The organism is Acinetobacter sp. TUM15071 (genome assembly GCF_008980925.1).
GTDB classification, from domain to species: Bacteria; Pseudomonadota; Gammaproteobacteria; order Pseudomonadales; family Moraxellaceae; genus Acinetobacter; species Acinetobacter dispersus.
In genome coordinates this window covers 71,154-91,059 of sequence record NZ_BKGB01000009.1, presented here as the reverse complement: position 1 = coordinate 91,059, position 19,906 = coordinate 71,154, and the positions used below count along the sequence as shown (strand labels likewise).

Genomic DNA, 19,906 nt, shown 5'->3' with positions numbered 1-19,906 from the left:
GGGAGTACAAAATGTATAAAATTCTAGCTGGCTTTGGATCGATTGTACGTTCGTTATGGATGGTGTTCAGCCATGTAACACGTAAACGTGACACGATCTTATATCCAGAAGTACCAGGTGAACAAATTGCGCCTCCACGCTATCGCGGTCGTATCGTATTAACGCGTGATCCAGATGGTGAAGAGCGTTGTGTGGCATGTAACCTTTGTGCGGTTGCATGTCCAGTGGGCTGTATTTCATTGCAAAAAGCGGAAAAAGAAGATGGACGTTGGTATCCAGAATTTTTCCGTATTAATTTCTCACGCTGCATTTTCTGCGGTATGTGTGAAGAAGCATGTCCAACCACAGCGATTCAGATGACACCAGATTTCGAACTTGGTGAATATGTACGTCAAGACTTGGTGTATGAGAAAGAAAACTTACTCATTTCTGGACCTGGTAAATATCCTGACTACAACTTCTATCGTGTAACTGGTATGGCTGTGAGCGGTAAAGAAAAAGGTCAAGCACAAAAAGAAAGTGCACCAGTAGATGTACGGAGCTTATTACCATGATGTGGCCATTTTATTTGATGGCACTTGTGGCCATTGTTTCGACAGTACGTGTTGTGACCAACACCAATCCTGTGCATGCATTACTTAGCTTGATCGTTTCTCTTCTTGCGGTTGCTGGCATTTTCATGATCGTGGGTGCGCCGTTTGCGGCTGCCCTTGAGATCATCGTTTATGCAGGTGCGATCATGGTCTTGTTCGTCTTCGTTGTCATGATGTTGAACCTTGGACAAGATACCATTGAACAAGAAAGCAAATGGTTGACTTCAGATGCTTGGGCTTTTCCTGCACTGATGAGCTTTTTATTGGGCTTAATCTTGGTGTGGATGCTCGGTGGTGAATACACCACGATTTCTGCGCCAATGGGTACAGAAGTTGTTGGGCCTAAAGCAGTCGGTCAAGCACTATTTACTCACTATCTATTATTGGTAGAAGTTGCCGCGATGTTATTGCTTGCAGCACTTGTTGCAGCATTCCACTTAGGCAAACGTGAACCAGGTGCAGAAGAGGATAAAGAATAATGGGACACATCCCTTTAGAACATGGTTTGATCGTTGCAACCATCCTTTTTGCACTGGGTTTTTACGGTGTAATGGTGCGACGCAACCTTTTATTTATGCTAATGAGCCTTGAGGTGATGATGAATGCTGCTGCGTTGGCATTCGTCTTGGCAGGTAGTGTTTGGGCTCAGCCAGATGGACAGATCATGTTCATTTTGATCCTGACGCTTGCTGCAGCAGAGGCATGTATTGGTCTTGCGATCGTCCTTCAGTTTTATCATCGCTTCCATCACTTGGATGTGGATGCTGCTAGTGAGATGCGCGGATGAGTACATTATATTTAACCGTTTTATTTCCGCTCATTGGTTTTATCCTTTTAGCGGCAGGGCGTGACAAACTTTCTGAAAATGTAGCTGCCATTATTGGCGTCGGTTCAGTTGGTTTATCTGCGTTATTTGCTTTAATTGCCGGTCTTGCATTTACCAGCAGTGGTCAAACCGTTTTTGTTCAACACTTATGGACTTGGTTCAGTGTTGGCGGTTTTGAGCCAGGCATCAGCTTACATTTAGACGGCTTGTCATTATTGATGACAGGTATGGTCACAGGTGTTGGCTTCCTGATTCATATCTTCGCATCATGGTATATGCGTGGTGAAGAAGGTTATGCGCGTTTCTTCTCTTATTTCAACCTATTCGTTGCCAGCATGTTGCTGTTGGTATTGGGCGATAACTTGGCGTTATTGTTCTTAGGTTGGGAAGGCGTAGGTCTGTGCTCTTACTTATTGATTGGTTTCTACTACTCAAACCCTGCAAATGGTTGGGCGGCAATCAAGGCATTCACAGTAACACGTGTAGGTGACGTATTCTTACTCATCGCATTGTTCTTGCTCTATCAACAATTTGGTACTTTGAATATTCAATACATTGTTGAAAATGCAGCGACGGTCATGACGCAAAGCTCATCATTGTCGATCTGGACAGCATTGATGTTGTTCTTGGGTGCGGCGGGTAAATCAGCGCAAATTCCATTACAAACTTGGTTAGCTGATGCGATGGCTGGTCCTACACCAGTATCTGCATTGATCCATGCTGCAACAATGGTTACAGCAGGTGTGTACTTATGCTGCCGTATGTTCTCTGTGATTGAAATGGCACCAGAAGTAATGCAGTTCATCTCGATTACAGGTGCTGTGACTTTGCTGGTGGCTGGCTTTGCCGCATTGGTGCAAACCGATATCAAACGTATCTTGGCTTACTCAACCATGAGTCAGTTGGGTTATATGTTTATGGCAGTGGGTGCTGAAGCATACCAAGCTGGTTTATTCCACATGTTGGCTCACGCATTCTTCAAAGCGTTATTGTTCCTTTCTTCAGGTGCCGTAATTCTTGCATGTCATCATGAACAAAACATTTTCAAAATGGGTGGATTACGTCACAAGATTCCATTCGTATTCTGGTGTTTCGTGATCGGTGGTGGCGCATTGGCAGCACTTCCAATCGTGACTGTTGGCTTCTTCTCTAAAGATGCGATCTTGGGTGCAGTCTATGCACAGTCTACAATTGCAAATCTTCCACTTTACAATACTTTGTACTGGGTTGGTGTTGCGGGTGCATTCTTAACGTCTATCTATACTTTCCGTTTAATCTGGGTGGTATTCTTCGGCGAAGAGAAAACCCATGCACATGCGATTCATGGCGTCACTTACTGGGGTCCGCTTGCAATTCTTGCCGCGTTATCAACAGGTATCGGCTACTTCCTACAAGCGCCAGTTGCAAAATTACTGACTGCTGCAAGTATTCCAAGTTTTGTTGTTCCTGAGAGCTTAGAAGCTGCTGTTTCTCATGCTGAACACTTAGCAAGTGGTGTTGCCCTCGCTGGTTTAGCTGTGGGTATCTTCTTGTTTGCTTTTGCATATGGTGCAGTAAAAGCTTTTGCTCAAACATCTTTGGGTTCAGGTTTAGCGCACATTTGCCGTACAGCATTTGGTTTCGATGCTTTGTATGACATCGTATTTGTAAAACCTTATTTATTGATTGCGAAAATTTTAGGTCGTGATCCAGTTGACGGTTTATGGTTAGTACTCCCTGCAATTGTGAAGGGTGGTAATAGCTTTACAAGTTCGCGTCAAACAGGTTCATTACGTGAATACGCTTCAAGCATGTCACTCGGTGTAGTGGTGTTATTGATGATCTTGATCGTGATTCAGGTTGTGGGGAAATAAAATGGAAAACAATTTAATTTTACCCGCACTGATTTTAGTTCCTTTCATTGCTGGTTTTATTTGTTGGTTAGTCGATAAATACGACCAACATTTGCCGCGCTGGATTGCCTTGATTGGTATGTTGATTACCTTCGGTTTGGGCATTGCACTGTGGCAAAGTGGTACATTTAGCTACGAGTTGGGCGGTAAAGTCCCGACTTGGGCGGCTGAATTCCATCTTCCATGGATTCAGACTTTAGGCATTAGCATTCACTTAGCGGTGGATGGTTTATCTCTACTTATGGTGTTGTTGACTGCATTACTGGGTGTACTTGCAGTTGGCTGTTCATGGGGTGAGATTCAAAAGAACGTTGGTTTCTTCCATTTAAACTTACTTTGGAGTCTGGGTGGGGTCATCGGTGTATTCTTGGCGATTGACTTATTCTTGTTCTTCTTCTTCTGGGAGATGATGCTCGTACCAATCTACTTCTTGATTGCGTTATGGGGACACTCTGGGTCGAATGGTCGTTCGCGTGTTTATGCTGCAACTAAATTCTTCTTATATACTCAAATCGCTGGTTTGATCATGTTGATCGGTATCTTAGGCCTTGTAGTCTATGGATACATGATGACAGGTATGATCGGTTTCGATTACAACTATCTATTGGCTGTTGCGAACCACTTACCACCTGAAGTTGCTTATGCATTCATGCTGTGTTTCTTCATCGGTTTTGCGGTGAAATTACCAGTATTCCCATTACACGGTTGGTTGCCTGATGCGCATGCGCAAGCACCAACAGCGGGTTCTGTGGATTTAGCGGGTATCTTGATTAAAACAGCTGCGTACGGTTTGCTTCGTTTCGTAATTCCATTCTTCCCAGCAGCATCAGCACAATTTGCTGATATCGCCATTATTCTGGGCTTGATTGGTATTTTCTACGGTGCATTCTTAGCGTATCAACAAACAGATATGAAACGCTTACTTGCGTACACGTCTATTTCGCACATGGGTTTCATCTTACTTGCAATTTATGCAGGTAATATCCTGACTTTCCAAGGCCTCATGATCATGATGTTGGCACATGGTTTGTCATCTGCTGCATTGTTCATTATGTCGGGTCAAGTGTATGAGCGTTTACATACACGTGATTTACGCTTGATGGGTGGTCTTCGTGGCCAACTGCAATACTTGCCATTCTTCTTGATGTTCTTTGTTGCAGCATTGGTTGGTGTACCAGGTCTAGGTAACTTTATTGGTGAATTCCTGATCTTGATGGGTTCATTCAAAGCTTATCCAGCGTTCACGATCATTGCAGCAGTAAGCTTGGTATTTGCTGGTCTATATGGTCTGATTCTGATTCACAAAGCATTATTTGGTGAACCAAACCCAGAGCAAAAACAGCACTATACTAGTCCGCTTAAAGATCTATCTGCACGTGAAGTCACTATTTTGATGATCTGTGCGATCGGTTTAGTTTGGTTAGGTATTTACCCGCAAACATTCTTGGATATGTCTCATTCAAGCATGCAATGGTTAGTAAATAGTTATATGCCAGTACAAGAAGTTGTCGAAACTGTTCAACAGGCTGCAACTCAACTTGAACATGTGGAGATGCAATAAATCATGAACTTCACAATTTCTTTTTCTGAGCTAATGCCACTTGCTCCCGTGATGATTGTGGCTTTGACCGCAATCGTCGTGATGTTATTAACTGCGATTAAGCGTAATCACAATCTGATTGCAACAACTTCGGTTGTGGGTTTAAACCTAGCTGCAATTTATATTGGATACACCATGTTTAGTGGGCACTTTGCACCAGTAAACGTGATGGGCATGTTTATGGTTGATCCATTTACCATGCTCTATCAATTCCTGATTTTGATTGCTGCTTTAGCGTGCTGTACTTTATCTCATGCCTATATTGAGACCTATAAGGACAACCGCGAAGAATTGTATATCTTGTTACTGTGTTCAGTGACAGGCGCAATGTTGTTGGTTTCAAGCTCACACTATGCTGCTTTCTTCATCAGCTTAGAATTGATGTCGATTCCTGTATACGGCATGTTGGCATATACCTATCAACGTAGTCAGTCTTTGGAAGCAGGGATTAAATACCTTGTACTTTCTGCGACTGCTTCTGCAATGTTGCTCATGGGTATGGCTTATATCTATGCATACACGGGTTCATTGTCATTCTATGACTCTGTTCAGGCATTGTTTGCTGCGATCAAACAACCAATGGTGTTATTGGGCTTAGGTTTAATTACCTTTGCTGTTGCATTCAAACTTTCACTTGCGCCATTCCATAAATGGACGCCAGATGTGTATGCAGGTGCACCAGCGCCTATGGCAACCTTCTTGGCAACGGCTGCGAAAGTTGCAACGATTGGTCTATTTGTACGTTACTTACTGACTTCTGGTGCAATCTTGGTTGAATCATTAGTGACAGTCATTACCATCATTGCGGTATTGTCGATCGTAGTGGGTAACTTACTTGCAGTTCGTCAAGTCAACTTGAAACGTATCTTGGGTTATTCATCGATTGCACACTTCGGTTATTTGTTGATTGCTTTAATCAGCATGACTTATGCAAGTCTTGGTAGTGTGACTGTTTATGTAATTACCTATGTATTGACTACAATCGGTGCATTTGGTGCGGTTGCATTAATGTCGAGCCCGTATAACAACGTCGATGAAGCACAAAGTCTTGCAGACTACCGTGGTTTGTTCTGGCGCCGTCCGATCTTGACTGCAACATTAACTGTAATGATGTTGTCTTTAGCCGGTATTCCATTAACAGCAGGCTTCATTGGTAAGTTCTTGGTGGTGATGGCTGCGGTGACAACGCAACACTGGTTCTTGGCTGCAATGATCGTGGTGGGTAGTGGTATCGGTTTGTATTACTATTTACGTGTGATGGTAGTGATGTATATGACTCCACCAGATGTACCACGTATTGATGCGGATGCCCATTGGGGAAGTAAAGTCGGTGGTCTTATGGTCCTTGCTGCTGCGTTATTAGTATTGGTGATGGGTGTTTATCCAGACCCAATGATTAACTTGGCATTGAAGGCAGAGATCCTTTCTCCATTGCACTTTATGTTGTCTCAACAACAGTAATCGTCGGATTTGTACAAAAAAGCCTCCAAAGTTGGAGGCTTTTTTATTGATGAGTAAAAAAACACTTTATAATGGAGTGAGATTAATATTACCTAGGTACTCATTCGTGTCGATTCAAGAAATCCGTCATCCGCTTATTCGCCATAAACTTGGTTTATTACGTCGTTCAGATATTAGTACCAAGAACTTCCGTGAATTAGCGCAAGAAGTCACGATGTTACTGACTTATGAAGCAACAAAGGATCTTCCTGTTGTTGATCATGAAATTGATGGGTGGGCAGGGAAAGTCTCAACTCAGCGTATCGCAGGGAAGAAAATCACCATTGTTCCTATCTTGCGTGCTGGTATTGGTATGCTTGAGGGCGTTCTTAGCCTGATTCCAAGCGCGAAAGTGAGTGTCTTAGGTTTAGAGCGTGATGAAGCAACTTTAGAAGTGCGCACGTACTATAAAAAGTTGGTGCCTGATGTTGCCAATCGCTTAGCCATGATTATTGATCCAATGCTTGCAACAGGTAATTCTTTAATTGCTGCAATTGATGTATTGAAAGCAAGTGGCTGTAAAGATATTCGTGTCATGGTCTTGGTTGCTGCGCCAGAAGGTGTTGCGAAAGTAGAAGCTGCACATCCTGATGTGTTGATCTATACCGCATCGATTGACCAAGGTCTGAATGAAGAAGGCTATATTGTTCCTGGTCTGGGTGATGCTGGCGACAAGATTTTTGGTAGTGTTCAAAAAGACTGATTTTTGAAACATTCATAAAAAGAGACTTGATCTCATCCTGAAGCAGTTTTGGGGATAGATTGAAAGTCTCTTTTTTATTTTTATATACTGTGATGATCAGATTTGCAAAGTAGGATAAATGTCATGAAGCAAGAGTTCTATCAGGGAAAAATTAAACAATATAATCCAGACAAAGGCTTTGGTTTTATTGGGACCTCTGAAGGGGATGTGTTTTTTCATATTTCCGAGTATCCAGCTGGTGGCGAACCGAAAAGAAATGAAAAAGTGAAATTTGTGGTCGTTGAAAATGACGGGAAGTACAAAGCCACAAAAATTGAGCTTGTTGATCCAAATCCAGCGAAAACCAGAAAAACTAAAATAGCGACGCACAATAATTCGATCACAACCGAACTGTTATCGAACTTCCGTCGTTAATTGGGTTTTGCTCGCTCTTCACTGTGCTTGAATTATGATGAGAAAAGAGGCTTTTAGCCTCTTTTTCTTTCTATAGGATCTAAATACGATCGCCTTTTAATTGCTCTATTGTGGCTAATCAGCTGTTGAACTAAGTCCGAGAGGCAAAAAGCATTTCATAGGTTATTGAGTTAAAATAAATTATATGAATTCTCATCATGAGATTTTTATATTTATTAAATAAATGGGTATTATTTTATTAATGATTTTTATTATCATTTGTTAATTTATCTTATATACTGTGGTCAAATTTTTATCGGGGTTTGATCACTTGAAAAAGAATATATTATTTTTATCTCTCATTGCTTTGCCGATGTTTGCTGTTGCTGAAGACAATACCGTTTTACCAACCATTACCGTAAAAGCTGATCAACAAGAGAGTTATGCTGCTGGTAAGCTCAAGAAAAATTCAAATTTGGGTAGCTTAGGCAATAAATCTATTATTGATACCCCGTTTTCTGTCATGACTTATTCGGATAAGTTGATTCAAGATCAGCAAGCTGCCACTGTTTCAGAAGTATTAAGAAATGATCCAAGTATTCGTGAAACAACCAATGCTGGGCATTTAAATGAAAATGTTCAGATTCGTGGTTTTAGTGTTGGATTTGAAGACTATAACCTAAACGGCTTGTTTGGAATGGCACCGACTGGACGTATTCCTACAGATATTCTTGAGTCAGTGACTCTATTAAAAGGTCCAAATGCTTTAGTTGCTGGAATGGCACCAGCAGGTAGTGTTGGTGGCGTTGTAATGGTTCAGACTAAACGTGCCAATCGAGAGCTGACTCAAGTTTCAGCGAGTTATGAAGATGGGGGATACTATAAATCAGGTTTTGATGTATCTCGTCGCTTAGGCACAAATAATGAATTTGGTATCAGAGCTAGTGGCTCATATGGTACAGGGGAACATCTTATAGATGGAATGGATGATACCAATGCAACTGGCGTACTTGCACTTGACTATACGACAGATAAATTAAAGTTAAATTTTGATGCATATGCGATGCGAGATGATCGTGAAGGTGGTTCACCGGCAATGGTCTCAATGGGAACAATCAAGCAAGTGATTGCAGCTCCTGATGGTAATAATAACTATTTTCCAAAAATTGAAGGAAAGCAGAATAGCCAATATGCTGGATTGTCAGGTGAATACAAGTTCAACCCTGATCTAAAAGTATTTGCAGGAGTTGGATATACTGAAAAAGAATATTCAGGCCATCTTTTTGGTACGCGAATGATTGTACAAAATGCTGAAACAGGTGCTGCAACATCTCAATATTATCGAGTAGGGACTCAGGAACATAATGTTGCTGCAAACACTGGTGTCGAAGCAAAGTTTGAAACAGGAAGTATCAAACATACTGTTGGTGTTCGAGCAGATTATTTAACGCGTAAATATTGGCAGCACGGTGCAGCAACAGTGTCGGCCTTTAATACTAATTTATATGATCCATTAAACACTGGGGCAATGCCAACCAGCTATCCTAAAATAGTACCTTATGGGGACAATAAGTATGTGAGCTATACTTTGACTGACCAAGTTTCAATGTTGGATGATAAGTTACAGTTGATTTTAGGTGCGCGCTATCAAGATATTGATACCAAAAACTTATTCAGAAAAACTGATTACTCAGCAGATAAGGTTTCACCAAGTATAGGTATTGTTATTAAGCCTTTTGCTGAAAATCTTGCTTTTTATGCGAGCTATGTTGAAGGTTTATCTGAAGGCGTAACCATTTCTGACATTACTTATCCAACTGCGAAAAATAAAGGTGAAACTTTAGCACCCTACCAGACTAAGCAATACGAAATTGGTGCGAAGCATCAAATGGGTTCTTGGTTAAATACTTTAGCGCTATATCAAATTGAAAAACCAGAAGCTTATTTAGATAGTGCTACATCAATCGTTAAAGATGATGCTGAAACTCGTTCACGTGGGATCGAGTGGTCATTCTCAGGTAATATTACTGAAGATTTAAGCTTGCTTGGAAATCTAGCTTATATCGATGCTGAATATATTAAGTCTGGAACACCTGCTCTTGAAGGAAAAACAATTTATGGCATACCTGATCTTACTGCTGGTTTGGCCTTAGATTATAAGATTCCACAAATTGATGGCTTGAGTGTAAATACACGTGCGACCTATGTGAGTAAACAGTATTTAAATAACACAAATACTTTGGAATTACCTGATTACACTATTTTTGATTTAGGTGCTAAGTACAAAGCAAAAATTGGTGGTGTGGATACAACATTTAAAGCAAATATTGATAATGTTGCTGACAAAAAGCATTGGGCAGGTGTATTTAACAATGACTATGCCATTATTGGTACAGGTCGTACCTATAAGTTGGGTGTGAGTTTCGACTTCTAAATGAAAATAAAAAACGCTTCCAATCGGAAGCGTTTTTTATTCTTAAATAAATTAAACCTGATCTTCGCAGAATTGCAAAAAGGCTTTTAATCCTGGTCCTTGATACTTCTGACGATGCACGAGCATGTAGAGGGGGCGAGTTAATTCCCAGAAAGGTGTATCGATAATCACCAACTGACCTTTTTCTTGTAAAGGCTCAATTGCCAGTCTAGAAACACAAGACATACCTAAACCGCCCGCGACAATTTTTAAAATCGCTTCATTATGACCCAACGTTAAACGGATATTGGCATCAGGAAGGTCTTGTAAAATAGCATTGTCAAACACTTCACGTGTACCTGAACCTTCCTCACGTAAAATCCATTCAACATCATTAAAATCAGCTGGACTGATTGGGCGGTTCAACTGTGCTAAGGGATGATCAGGTGCACAACAAACTGCTAACTCGTCATCACGCCAATGGATGCATTGCAATTGGGGTAAATGGCAAGAGCCTTCAATTAAAGCTAAATCCAGTTGAAATTGATTGACGGCTTCAATCATTTGACGGGTATTGCCGACTTGTAATTGTAAATGGGCTTTTGGATGACGTTGTAAGAAGTCAGCCATCAAATCAGGCATTAAATAATCACTGATGGTAAGCGTTGCGCCTAAACGCAGATCAATGCTTTGCAATTCACCCTTAGCCGCCTGTTCAAAAGAATCACAGCGACCTAAAATTTCTAAAGCTTGTGGGAGTAAAAAACGTCCCAAATCATTGAGTTGTAATCGTTTACCCAAACGATCAAAGAGTGGTGCACCGAGACCATCTTCTAAATCTGCTAAAGCCATACTTGCCGCACTTTGTGTAAGTCGGACAGCATCGCTCGCTTTGGTAACAGTTCCTTCTTGAGCGACCGCCACGAAAACAGCCAACTGGCGTAATGTCATGCGCATGTTAAATAGCCTTAATGTTTTTGAGTATCCATCAATTATTCGATCATGCTAACATGAGCCTACTGTTTCGTGCCACGTTCAAATCATGTCAATTGAAAAATTTAGCTTAGAAAAGGTTTTGTCTGTACACCGTTGGACTCATAATTTGTTTAGTTTCACGATGACCCGACCAGCTCATTTTAAATTTACCGCAGGTCAGTTCGCGCGTATTGGTTTAATGGTTGAAGGGGAATTGGTTGTTCGTGCTTATTCAGTTGTATCTTCACCCTTCGATGAAACTTTAGAATTCTTTTCAATTGTTGTTCCAGATGGGGCATTTACCTCGAATCTACAACATCTAAAAGTGGGTGATGAGCTTTATCTTGAAAAAATCTCTTATGGGTATTTAACGCTGGCACGTTATCAGCAGCCTTTGCCGCAGGATTTGTGGTTATTGGGTACAGGCACAGGGTTAGCACCGTTTTTATCGATGTTACAAGACTTTGAAACATGGAATAAATATCAGCATATCAATCTGGTTTACAGTGTACGCACGGCATCTGAACTGGCTTATGTCGAACGTATCCAAGAGATTGTGGCATTGTTTGGTGAGGGGCATACGGGCTTTAAGTTCATTCCAATCATTACCCGTAATCCGAATGCAGCCCTGCATGATCGTTTGCCTGTTTTAATTGGCAATGGTGAATTAGAAAAAGCAGCGGGCCTACCTTTTAACAAAGACAGTAGTCATGTGATGTTATGTGGTAATCCACAAATGGTGGAAGATACCAAAGAAGCGCTGAAGCAACGAGGTTTAATCATGAATCGTCGTGGCGAAGGCAATATTGCGGTAGAAAATTATTGGTAATAAGTCATGCGTGGAAGAGGATATGTTTTAATGAACAAACATATCCATAAATTCACGAATTTCTTGAATCGCGGTATCCACATCTGTGGTTAACCAGGTTGGTTCAAACAGCCCGATATAATGTTCCAAGCGATCTTGTGGGACGACCAGACGAACTGGACAATCTTCTTCAAGTAAACGCCAAGGCAGGATTGGAACTTCATTGTCTAAAAATGGCTGTACATTGCGAATATCGACAATCATTGCATTGATACAATCAGGCAATGGCATCACTGAAAATTCTTCAGTACGACGACGGAAGTACTCTAAATCGCCCCATTTCAGGATATAGCTTGGTTTATTAAACTCAATAATTCCAATCAAATGTTCATCGCGTGTGTGATGTAAAAAACATTGATGTGTGACATCAGTGTCTAAATCAAGAGAAACACTTTGCTGGCTATAGGACATAAAGCAGAACGGCTGAGAAAGAAGGCGCGTATTATAGCTTATTTTAACGTATTCTAAAACCGACTATATTTTAAACAAAAAATAAAATAATAAAAGTAGAGTTCTGCAACTGCTGCAACGATAGTCCGAAGCTTCTTCACACAATGCTACATAGGGTATTGTTAATATAAAACTTGAAAAGTAACAAGGATGAGGGCTGCTATCATGCATGATTTTAGTAAGCCACAACCTCATGTGGCGAGCAAAGAAGAAATTACCAAAAAGAGAAGATTACCAGTTTATATTCTGATTTTAGTGGGAATCTTCCTGATTGCATTACTTGTATATATGGTTGCTGATCATTCAGCCAATCCAACTGCTCAAGTGATCATGTCACATATGCAGTCGGCTATTCTGAATGCTTAAGCAGGCATATCTTTAGACCAAACTAATTCATAAACAAAGCTCATTGGTGTGAATCAATGAGCTTTTTTGCAAAATTATGAGACCTTTTTGTTGTATTAGTGCTGCCATTGATTGATTGGAAAATAGACAAAAACTATGGTGGAAGTATCCATAAATCATGTTCTTAATGCTAGAGCGTTTATCAATGGATTTTTAGCAAGATTTAAAAACACACTATAAGGATAACAACATGAATGATTTTTTTAGTGACCCCTCCAATCGCGGAGGATTTGATGCAATGTACTACTGGGATCAATTTCATCCTATCTTTGCTGCTGTTGTCATCCTACTTGTTGGTTGGATTGTTGCTTTAGTTATTGCAGCAGGCGTAAAGAAATTATTGCAAAAACTTGATACCAATCACAAGTTGTCAACAGCAACGGGTCGTACTCCAAATATTGAGAATCTCGTGTCCAAACTGGTGTTTTGGTTTGTGATGATCCTTGCAGTAGTCGGTGCTTTAAATGTTTTAAATATTAGTGGTGTGAGCGATCCATTTAGCAATATGGTGGGTCGCGTCCTCGCTTATATACCGAACTTGCTGGCTGCTGTTGCTGTGGGTTTCATTGGCTGGATTGTTGCACGTTTGGTTCGTGCAGGTCTAACAAATGTACTTTCCAGAACTGAGTTAGATGAGAAATTAAGTGGCGAAGTTGGTGTGAGTTCACTCAGTACCAATATCGGCGAGATTTTTTACTGGTTGGTTCTATTACTGTTCTTACCAATTGTTTTATCGATTTTAGGTCTAACTGGTCTGCTGATCCCTGTACAGAATATGGTGAATGAAGCAATTGCTTATCTACCGAATCTGTTTATTACAGGCGTAATCATTTTTGTGGGCTATATACTTGCGAAAATTGTGCGTGGCATAGTTGAAGGCTTGAGTAATAGTCTGGGTTTGCAAGCACAAGCGGAGAAGGTGGGGCTGTTTAAAAACTCCAATGTGTCTAAATTCTTAGGCTCATTTGTGTTTGCCATCATCATTATTACCACTTTAATTGTGGCCTTTGAAGCTCTTGGTATTCAAGCGATTTCTCAACCTGCAACAGCCATGCTCAATCAAATCATGTATGCAATTCCACAAATCATTGCAGCTGGTTTGATTCTAATTGTGGCTTATATCGTCTCTCGTTTTGTGGGGCGTTTAGTGGCTGAGCTGATCTCTGGCGCAGGCGTTGATGAAATTCCAATGAAGCTGGATTTACAACGCTTCCTTGGACAAACCCGTGTTTCTGACGTGATCGGTTGTTTAATTGTTTTCTTTACCATGCTGTTTGCAGTTTCAGAAGCAGCCAATCGACTTGGATTAGAGCAAGTTAGCGTATTGATTGCGATGTTTATCCAGTTTGGTGCAAGCATCCTGCTTGGTGCTGTGATTCTAGTGATCGGCTTTTGGTTGGCCAATATTGTTGCGAATATCGTACAACGTGGTGAATACAACAGTTCACGCTGGTTAGGCAATCTGGTTCGTATTCTCATTATGGGCTTAGTGATTGCAATGGGTTTAAAAGCCATGGGTATCGCTGATTCCATTGTGAATTTGGCATTTGGTTTAACACTTGGTTCAGTTGCAGTCGCATTTGCATTGGCCTTTGGTCTAGGAGGACGTCAACCTGCTGAACGTTTGCTGACGGATCTTTTAGATAAAGCAAAAACTGAAGGTAATAAACCAAATCCGTTGCATAAGGATGAGGTTAAGCCAGTAGTTCCTGTGAGCCCAACAGCACCAACGACTCCTGTAAGTCCGACGCCAACGTCATCAGATACTCCGGCGAATCCAACACCACCAACTCCGCCATATTCGGATGAATAGTAAAAATAATCTTTGATTTTTTTAATCAATTCGACCACTCTAAGCAGGGTGGTCGTTTTGTTTGTATAAGCGCTATTGAGCTTTATTTTGAGATTGTAATCGGCATTTTGAGCAGGCTTAAACGCCTCAAATCAAAAAATTGACCTAAAAAGCAATTCATTTATAGATAAAGTATCTCTAGTCTCTAAATAAAAAGTCTATAGGAGAATGAAATGAAGAGGCCAAATCGAGTATTCGCACCGATTATTATTGCAGGTATTACTGTCGGATTTTTAGCGAGTGCTTATAAGTTTGTGATTACTAAATCAAACTCTTCTTCTAAAGAGAAACCGCTTGAAAGTAGCCAGCAAATTTCAACATCAGAAGCAGCCAACTCTTCTGATGAACATAACTAGAGCAGACCTCATCGTAAGAAGTCTGAAAGCTGTTATTTATGAGATTGCATTAAACAAATTGAGCTGCGGCTTGCGCAGAAGACCATGCCCATTGGAAGTTATAGCCGCCTAAATGTCCTGTGACATCGAGTACTTCCCCGATAAAATATAAACCTTTCTGTTTTTTGCTTTCCATGGTTTTAGAGGAAACTTCGCTGGTATCGACACCGCCAAGTGTCACTTCTGCTGTACGATAACCCTCAGTACCCGATGGTTTTACTGTAAAGCCATGTAGCTGTGTTGCAATATGCTCAAGCTGCAGGTCACTCAGATTTCCAATTGCTATTTCGCTCTGTTCAGCCCAAATTAATTGTTGCAGTTCCAGTACGATACTTTTCGCTGTAAATTCGCTCAGTAATGTACGAAGCAGTACTTTAGGCTGTGATTTTTTCTTGTCTTTAAAGAACTGATCCAGCTCCTGACTTGGGAAAAAATCAATCTTGAAGCTTTCCCCAACGTGCCAGTAGTTGGAAAGTTGTAATGAACTTGGACCACTCAAACCACGATGGGTGAACAGTAGAGCTTCCGTAAATTGATGACGATCATTCACCAATGTTGCATCTAAGGCATTGCCACTTAAACGTGTAGTAACTGCTTTAAATTGATCGGAGAAAGTGAAAGGAACTAGACCTGCACGTGTCGGGTAGACATGATGTCCGAACTGTTGTGCAAGTTCATAACCAAAGCCTGATCCGCCGAGGGTAGGAATAGATAAGCCACCTGTTGCAACGACTAGCGATTCACATTGATAGGTCCCTTGACTGGTTTCAATGATAAAACTTGAATCTGCTTGGGCTTTGACTTGCTCTACTTCACAATGGGTTTGAATTTCAACCCGTTTGACCTTGCTACATTCAGATAGCAAAAGTTCAAGAATTTCTTTAGCACCTTTTAAGGTAAACAATTGCCCATGTTTACGCTCTTCATATTCGATGCCGTATTCACACACTAAGCCAATAAAGTCCCAGTTGGTATAACGGGTTAAGGCTGAGATAACGAAATGTGGATTTTCAGAAAGGTAATTAGATGGTTCAACATCCAGATTGGTAAAGTTACATTTACCACCACCTGACATCAGAATTTTCTTACCCACTTTATTGGCTTTTTCCAATACCACAACCGAGCGCCCACGTTTGCCTGCTTCTGCAGCCAACATCAAGCCCGATGCACCAGCACCTAAAACAACAACATCAACTTGATGAACCATGGGGGAAATACTCGAAAGAGGAAAAGCGGGCAATTATAAAAGATTTATGCGGCTTTTAGTATGCTTTCAACTTTCCTTGTAACCCACCCGTATGAATCACCAAAATACGTGTATTTGCAGGAAAGTGATTTTGTTGAATTAAATCGAATAGCCCCATCATCATTTTGGCGGTATAGACTTGTTCTAAAGGAATTGCGTAGCGTTGTTCAAATTGCTGCATAAATTGCAGCAGTTCAGAATTGGTTTTAGCGTAGCCGCCACAACAGTAGGCATCGGTTAAAGACCAGTTCTGCTTATTGGTCCACTGTTGAATATCCTGCTTTAAAAAGTCGCTTTTCAATGCAGAAAAGCCTAAAACCTGTTGTTGTGTTGAGCTGCTTTCAATCAGCCCTGCAATGGTTCCACCAGTTCCAACTGCACAGCAAATCACATCATAATTTTCCCGATCATTTTCGCTCAAAATTTCCTGAGTCCCTTGCAAAGCAAGTGCATTGCTGCCGCCTTCTGGAATGATAAAGGCTTGCGGATATCGCTGTTGTAATTGTTGTAAATATTCCACTTCATGACGCAGTCGATACTCAGCTCGGCTGATAAAATGCAATTGCATACCAAAATCGTGTGCAGTTTGAAGGGTTGGATTTAAGGCCTGTGAGCTAAGTTCCTCACCACGGATCAAACCGATACTTTGAAAACCAAAGTGTTGCGCGGCATACGCCGTTGCTGCGATATGATTGGAGAAAGCACCACCAAAAGTCAGTACTTGAGAAAAGCCCTGTTGCTGAGCAGCGAGCAGGTTGTATTTCAGCTTAAAAAACTTATTGCCTGAAATATGGGGATGAATCAGATCAAGACGTTTGACTGTTACTTGAACCGAATAGGGCAGTTGTAATGTTTGATAGGGTGTTGGGAAAGCAATGTGATCAAACATTTTCGAACAAGGGAAATGGATTTGATCACATTGTAAATGTATTTGATTGAGAATGTCAGTCTTGCGTTAGGAGTCGGTATCCACAGAAGTAATTACCGACATGCCTGGGCGCAAATTTTCGATGCCTTTTTGATTTGGATCTATCGCAATACGCACGGAAATACGTTGTACTACTTTGGTGAAGTTACCTGTCGCATTATCAGGTTTCAGCACACTAAATTCAGAGCCTGCCGCTGGGGAAATCTGTTCAACATGACCCGTAAATTTTTGGTGATCCATGGCATCAACCGTGAAGTAGGCTTTTTGTCCAATTTTCATATTGGCAATTTGAGTTTCTTTAAAGTTGGCGATCACCCATGTTTGGTTTGGAATCAGATAAAGCAATTGTGTTCCTGCCGCAACGTATTGCCCGACCCGTGGATTGACTTCACCCAACTGGCCATCCAAAGGGGCAACAATGGTACTGTAATCCTTGGTGGTATTGGCTTGATCAAGTTGAGCTTGTGCGCTATTTACTTGCGCTTTTAAACCCGATTGTGCCACTTGAGCTGTTTTCAAAGCCTCTTGCGCGACTAAAATATTGGCTTCAGCCTGTTTCAGTAAAGCATGATTGTTTTGTGCATCGGCTGCTGCTTTATCTTGTTCAGATTTTGAAGCCGCACCACTATCACCAAGTTGCTGATAGCGTTTTAATTGCGCCACAGATAAATCGTATTGTGCTTTGACCTGATCAAGTTTGGCTTGAGCTGCAGTGACATCGGCCTGACGTTGTGCGATGGCTTGAGTCTGATTGGCAAGACTATTTTCTGCCTGCTCCACACCAGAAACTGCTTGCGTCACTTTTTGATCATAGGTGGTTGCATCGATATGCATCAATACCTGACCTTGCTTGACCTGATCAAAGTCTTTGACTAAGACATCTTTGATGTAGCCATTGATCTGTGATGACAGAATCGTGGTTTTACCTTTTACATAACTATTGTCCGTTTGTTCAACGGCTGTATGAAAGGGGCCAATGCGCCATGCCCATAAAATAATGGTGATTCCAACCAACAGCACCAATAACATCCACCAAAGTGTTGAGCTTTTGGTCTTAATCAACTTACTGGTCGGTGGTGGAGGCGGTGGTGGCATCTGCACGACAGTCTCAGGTGATTTTACAGTTTCGGGTGTTTCTTTTTGCTCGTTATCTGGAGCTGGATTCTGTTCGGGTTTATCTTGTTCAGACATAATGTTTTCTCAATCAAATACAATAAGGGCTAACTGGCTGCTTGCAGGCTTCTTCGGGTTTTGTACTTGTTGCGTACATATTTGAATAATCCCCAAACTAAGAGCACCACAGCAAAAATACCGTTCAACACGATGACATCGTTATAGGCACGTACCTGAGCTTCGCGGGTCACCACTTTATTCAGGTTTTGCAAAGCTTGATTATTTTGTAAAACAGGATCATTGGTACTGATCATGGAACTATGTTGGTAAGCTTGTAGACGCTGCGCGACCAATGGATCGGTGGGATCAAGATTGCTGTTGATCTCGACTTTATAGTCGTAGGTATGACGTTGTTGGTAGGTATTAAAAAATGATGAACCTACTAGACCGCCAAAATTCTGAGTCGCAGAAAACAGTACGATAAAGGTCACTACATATTGAGGTCCACGTTGCAAGGTTCGCATAAAGCCCATCAGTAGCAATGGGCCAATAAAGACACCACCTGCAAAACTCACTAAGAATTGACTGCGATAAAAATTGGCTGGGCGCACATCACTGGTCAGGTGATAATCCAGCGCACAGGCAATTAAAATCAGGATTTCAGCAAGGAATAAATTTAAAATCAGCCGTTCACGATGGAAGGTCAATGCACTAAATACTGAACCTGCAATTGTTCCACAGAAAATCACCACATACAGCGGTACAAATTGATCTGGTCCCATGCCCATGGTTTTAAGAAAATTTACAGCAGCGTAGCTTTGCTCTGACATCAGTAAGCGTAAGGCAAAGGCACTGACTACAAAACTGAGTAAATCACCCGCAGCCAACCAACGGGTCATAATCAAAGGATTACTCCGATAGTGTTCATAGGTGAGTCCCAACACAATCAGACAAAAGCCAACAATCAAGGTGTAGGCCAGCCATGGGCTATTGAACCACCAAAGAATTGGCCCTTGCGTCAATACGATACATAGACAGGCAAAGCCGGGCGCGAGTAAGGCAAAGGTAAAAAAGTCCTGCTTTTCGAATACTTCCATACGTAAGCTGCGGGGGAGTTTTAATGACACCACCATGGCTAAACAACAAATTGCCAGACCTAATTCGAAGGTGTAAATCACATCCCATTGATTTGCGCTGAGCAGAAAAGGCGAAATGATCCATGCCAAAGGCAATCCCAGCTGTTGAAATCCGAAAGCCAGATAAATCCCTTTAGCCATGTCTGCTTTACCAAAAGCCTGCATGGTGTAATACATTCCCAGTGAACTGAGAGGGGCAGCTGCCAGACCTGCGATAAAGCGTACGAATAAGGCCATTTCATAGGTTTTGACAAAGATATGCAGGATCAGTACGCCAATAAATACCAGCAAGCCTATTTCTGAAAACAGGCGTAAACCATACTGTTGACGTGCTTTGAATAAGATTAGGTTTGAGCTGACATTCGCCATTACATAAGCTGCAGGGAGCCATGCTGCCTGTGATGGGGTTAGACCATATTCACCTTGGAAAATTGGTAAATTGGCAACGATAAAGCCATTACTTAAACTGGCAGCAATACAAATAAACAGACCAATAAAAAAGTAGGCAAAGCGTTTTGGTCTGGCATGTGCAATTGCAGCAGGCGAACCGGGCAGGGTTGGGCGCTCATCAGCAGACCAATCTGGAGGAGTCTCAAGATAGCGAGGGCTTTTATCCAT

At 41.5% G+C, this 19,906-nt stretch carries 19 protein-coding genes; 13 read left to right on the top strand and 6 right to left on the bottom strand.

The features are described 5' to 3' along the window. Positions 1–11: 11 nt before the first annotated feature. From nuoI to GBI66_RS10425, 9 genes are all read left to right on the top strand, one after another. A complete protein-coding gene (nuoI, locus tag GBI66_RS10465) occupies positions 12–554 on the top strand; it encodes an NADH-quinone oxidoreductase subunit NuoI (protein ID WP_004655439.1) in 543 nt (180 codons plus the stop codon). Beyond that, a complete protein-coding gene (gene nuoJ, locus GBI66_RS10460; RefSeq protein WP_171061079.1) occupies positions 554–1,072 on the top strand; it encodes an NADH-quinone oxidoreductase subunit J in 519 nt (172 codons plus the stop codon). Before nuoI ends, nuoJ begins: the two co-directional genes overlap by 1 nt. Next, entirely contained in the window at positions 1,072–1,380 is a 309-nt protein-coding gene (nuoK, locus tag GBI66_RS10455; RefSeq protein WP_004655436.1) for an NADH-quinone oxidoreductase subunit NuoK, read from the top strand. Before nuoJ ends, nuoK begins: the two co-directional genes overlap by 1 nt. Continuing rightward, on the top strand, positions 1,377–3,272 hold the full coding sequence (gene nuoL, locus GBI66_RS10450) for an NADH-quinone oxidoreductase subunit L (protein ID WP_151716041.1): 1,896 nt from the start codon (positions 1,377–1,379) through the stop codon (positions 3,270–3,272). Before nuoK ends, nuoL begins: the two co-directional genes overlap by 4 nt. Before the next feature lies 1 nt (position 3,273). Beyond that, positions 3,274–4,872, top strand: coding sequence for an NADH-quinone oxidoreductase subunit M (nuoM, locus tag GBI66_RS10445; protein ID WP_005191270.1), 1,599 nt, complete (start codon positions 3,274–3,276; stop codon positions 4,870–4,872). 3 nt (positions 4,873–4,875) lie between these two features. Further along, complete coding sequence (gene nuoN, locus GBI66_RS10440) at positions 4,876–6,372, top strand: NADH-quinone oxidoreductase subunit NuoN (RefSeq protein ID WP_005191265.1); 1,497 nt, start codon at positions 4,876–4,878, stop codon at positions 6,370–6,372. A 106-nt stretch (positions 6,373–6,478) separates the two neighbouring features. Beyond that, positions 6,479–7,114, top strand: a complete 636-nt coding sequence (upp, locus tag GBI66_RS10435; protein ID WP_017402053.1) for a uracil phosphoribosyltransferase — start codon at positions 6,479–6,481, stop codon at positions 7,112–7,114. Between the two features lie 123 nt (positions 7,115–7,237). Further along, entirely contained in the window at positions 7,238–7,528 is a 291-nt protein-coding gene (locus tag GBI66_RS10430) for a cold shock domain-containing protein (RefSeq protein WP_005191262.1), read from the top strand. A gap of 352 nt (positions 7,529–7,880) precedes the next feature. Beyond that, on the top strand, positions 7,881–9,941 hold the full coding sequence (locus GBI66_RS10425) for a TonB-dependent siderophore receptor (RefSeq protein WP_151716085.1): 2,061 nt from the start codon (positions 7,881–7,883) through the stop codon (positions 9,939–9,941). Positions 9,942–9,992: 51 nt separating this feature from the next. Here the strand turns inward: GBI66_RS10425 and gigC are convergent, their stop codons facing one another. Beyond that, the gene (gigC, locus tag GBI66_RS10420; RefSeq protein WP_151716040.1) at positions 9,993–10,877 is read right to left on the bottom strand and encodes a LysR family transcriptional regulator GigC; all 885 of its coding nucleotides are present in this window, start codon (positions 10,875–10,877) and stop codon (positions 9,993–9,995) included. An 85-nt stretch (positions 10,878–10,962) separates the two neighbouring features. Here gigC and GBI66_RS10415 point away from each other — a divergent pair, with 85 nt between their 5' ends. Further along, positions 10,963–11,724 carry a ferredoxin--NADP reductase gene (locus GBI66_RS10415; protein ID WP_151716039.1) on the top strand — a complete coding sequence of 254 codons (762 nt, stop codon included), beginning with the start codon at positions 10,963–10,965 and terminating at the stop codon, positions 11,722–11,724. A gap of 27 nt (positions 11,725–11,751) precedes the next feature. Here the strand turns inward: GBI66_RS10415 and GBI66_RS10410 are convergent, their stop codons facing one another. After that, a complete protein-coding gene (locus GBI66_RS10410; RefSeq protein ID WP_005191251.1) occupies positions 11,752–12,174 on the bottom strand; it encodes a hypothetical protein in 423 nt (140 codons plus the stop codon). Between the two features lie 204 nt (positions 12,175–12,378). Here GBI66_RS10410 and GBI66_RS10405 point away from each other — a divergent pair, with 204 nt between their 5' ends. From GBI66_RS10405 to GBI66_RS10395, 3 genes are all read left to right on the top strand, one after another. Beyond that, positions 12,379–12,579, top strand: coding sequence for a hypothetical protein (locus GBI66_RS10405; protein WP_005191248.1), 201 nt, complete (start codon positions 12,379–12,381; stop codon positions 12,577–12,579). Positions 12,580–12,808: 229 nt separating this feature from the next. Then, positions 12,809–14,431: a mechanosensitive ion channel gene (locus GBI66_RS10400; protein WP_151716038.1), complete on the top strand. Its 1,623-nt coding sequence runs from the start codon at positions 12,809–12,811 to the stop codon at positions 14,429–14,431. Between the two features lie 212 nt (positions 14,432–14,643). Next, positions 14,644–14,826, top strand: a complete 183-nt coding sequence (locus GBI66_RS10395) for a hypothetical protein (protein ID WP_005210765.1) — start codon at positions 14,644–14,646, stop codon at positions 14,824–14,826. 49 nt (positions 14,827–14,875) lie between these two features. Here the strand turns inward: GBI66_RS10395 and GBI66_RS10390 are convergent, their stop codons facing one another. The 4 genes from GBI66_RS10390 to GBI66_RS10375 form a co-directional block, all read right to left on the bottom strand. After that, positions 14,876–16,072, bottom strand: coding sequence for an NAD(P)/FAD-dependent oxidoreductase (locus tag GBI66_RS10390; RefSeq protein WP_151716037.1), 1,197 nt, complete (start codon positions 16,070–16,072; stop codon positions 14,876–14,878). Between the two features lie 55 nt (positions 16,073–16,127). Beyond that, positions 16,128–17,000 carry a 1-aminocyclopropane-1-carboxylate deaminase/D-cysteine desulfhydrase gene (locus GBI66_RS10385; RefSeq protein ID WP_151716036.1) on the bottom strand — a complete coding sequence of 291 codons (873 nt, stop codon included), beginning with the start codon at positions 16,998–17,000 and terminating at the stop codon, positions 16,128–16,130. 66 nt (positions 17,001–17,066) lie between these two features. After that, positions 17,067–18,134, bottom strand: a complete 1,068-nt coding sequence (locus GBI66_RS10380; protein WP_228267294.1) for an HlyD family secretion protein — start codon at positions 18,132–18,134, stop codon at positions 17,067–17,069. Positions 18,135–18,259: 125 nt separating this feature from the next. Continuing rightward, positions 18,260–19,906: an MFS transporter gene (locus GBI66_RS10375; protein ID WP_151716034.1), complete on the bottom strand. Its 1,647-nt coding sequence runs from the start codon at positions 19,904–19,906 to the stop codon at positions 18,260–18,262.

What these genes read in the sequence shown, in the direction of transcription:
- nuoI (WP_004655439.1), top strand. Translation starts at nt 12, where the DNA reads ATGTATAAAATTCTAGCTGGCTTTGGATCGATTGTACGTTCGTTATGG.
- nuoJ (WP_171061079.1), top strand. Translation starts at nt 554, where the DNA reads ATGTGGCCATTTTATTTGATGGCACTTGTGGCCATTGTTTCGACAGTA.
- nuoK (WP_004655436.1), top strand. Translation starts at nt 1,072, where the DNA reads ATGGGACACATCCCTTTAGAACATGGTTTGATCGTTGCAACCATCCTT.
- nuoL (WP_151716041.1), top strand. Translation starts at nt 1,377, where the DNA reads ATGAGTACATTATATTTAACCGTTTTATTTCCGCTCATTGGTTTTATC.
- nuoM (WP_005191270.1), top strand. Translation starts at nt 3,274, where the DNA reads ATGGAAAACAATTTAATTTTACCCGCACTGATTTTAGTTCCTTTCATT.
- nuoN (WP_005191265.1), top strand. Translation starts at nt 4,876, where the DNA reads ATGAACTTCACAATTTCTTTTTCTGAGCTAATGCCACTTGCTCCCGTG.
- GBI66_RS10430 (WP_005191262.1), top strand. Translation starts at nt 7,238, where the DNA reads ATGAAGCAAGAGTTCTATCAGGGAAAAATTAAACAATATAATCCAGAC.
- GBI66_RS10425 (WP_151716085.1), top strand. Translation starts at nt 7,881, where the DNA reads ATGTTTGCTGTTGCTGAAGACAATACCGTTTTACCAACCATTACCGTA.
- gigC (WP_151716040.1), bottom strand. Translation starts at nt 10,877, where the DNA reads ATGCGCATGACATTACGCCAGTTGGCTGTTTTCGTGGCGGTCGCTCAA.
- GBI66_RS10415 (WP_151716039.1), top strand. Translation starts at nt 10,963, where the DNA reads ATGTCAATTGAAAAATTTAGCTTAGAAAAGGTTTTGTCTGTACACCGT.
- GBI66_RS10410 (WP_005191251.1), bottom strand. Translation starts at nt 12,174, where the DNA reads ATGTCCTATAGCCAGCAAAGTGTTTCTCTTGATTTAGACACTGATGTC.
- GBI66_RS10405 (WP_005191248.1), top strand. Translation starts at nt 12,379, where the DNA reads ATGCATGATTTTAGTAAGCCACAACCTCATGTGGCGAGCAAAGAAGAA.
- GBI66_RS10400 (WP_151716038.1), top strand. Translation starts at nt 12,809, where the DNA reads ATGAATGATTTTTTTAGTGACCCCTCCAATCGCGGAGGATTTGATGCA.
- GBI66_RS10395 (WP_005210765.1), top strand. Translation starts at nt 14,644, where the DNA reads ATGAAGAGGCCAAATCGAGTATTCGCACCGATTATTATTGCAGGTATT.
- GBI66_RS10390 (WP_151716037.1), bottom strand. Translation starts at nt 16,072, where the DNA reads ATGGTTCATCAAGTTGATGTTGTTGTTTTAGGTGCTGGTGCATCGGGC.
- GBI66_RS10385 (WP_151716036.1), bottom strand. Translation starts at nt 17,000, where the DNA reads ATGTTTGATCACATTGCTTTCCCAACACCCTATCAAACATTACAACTG.
- GBI66_RS10380 (WP_228267294.1), bottom strand. Translation starts at nt 18,134, where the DNA reads ATGCCACCACCGCCTCCACCACCGACCAGTAAGTTGATTAAGACCAAA.
- GBI66_RS10375 (WP_151716034.1), bottom strand. Translation starts at nt 19,906, where the DNA reads ATGGATAAAAGCCCTCGCTATCTTGAGACTCCTCCAGATTGGTCTGCT.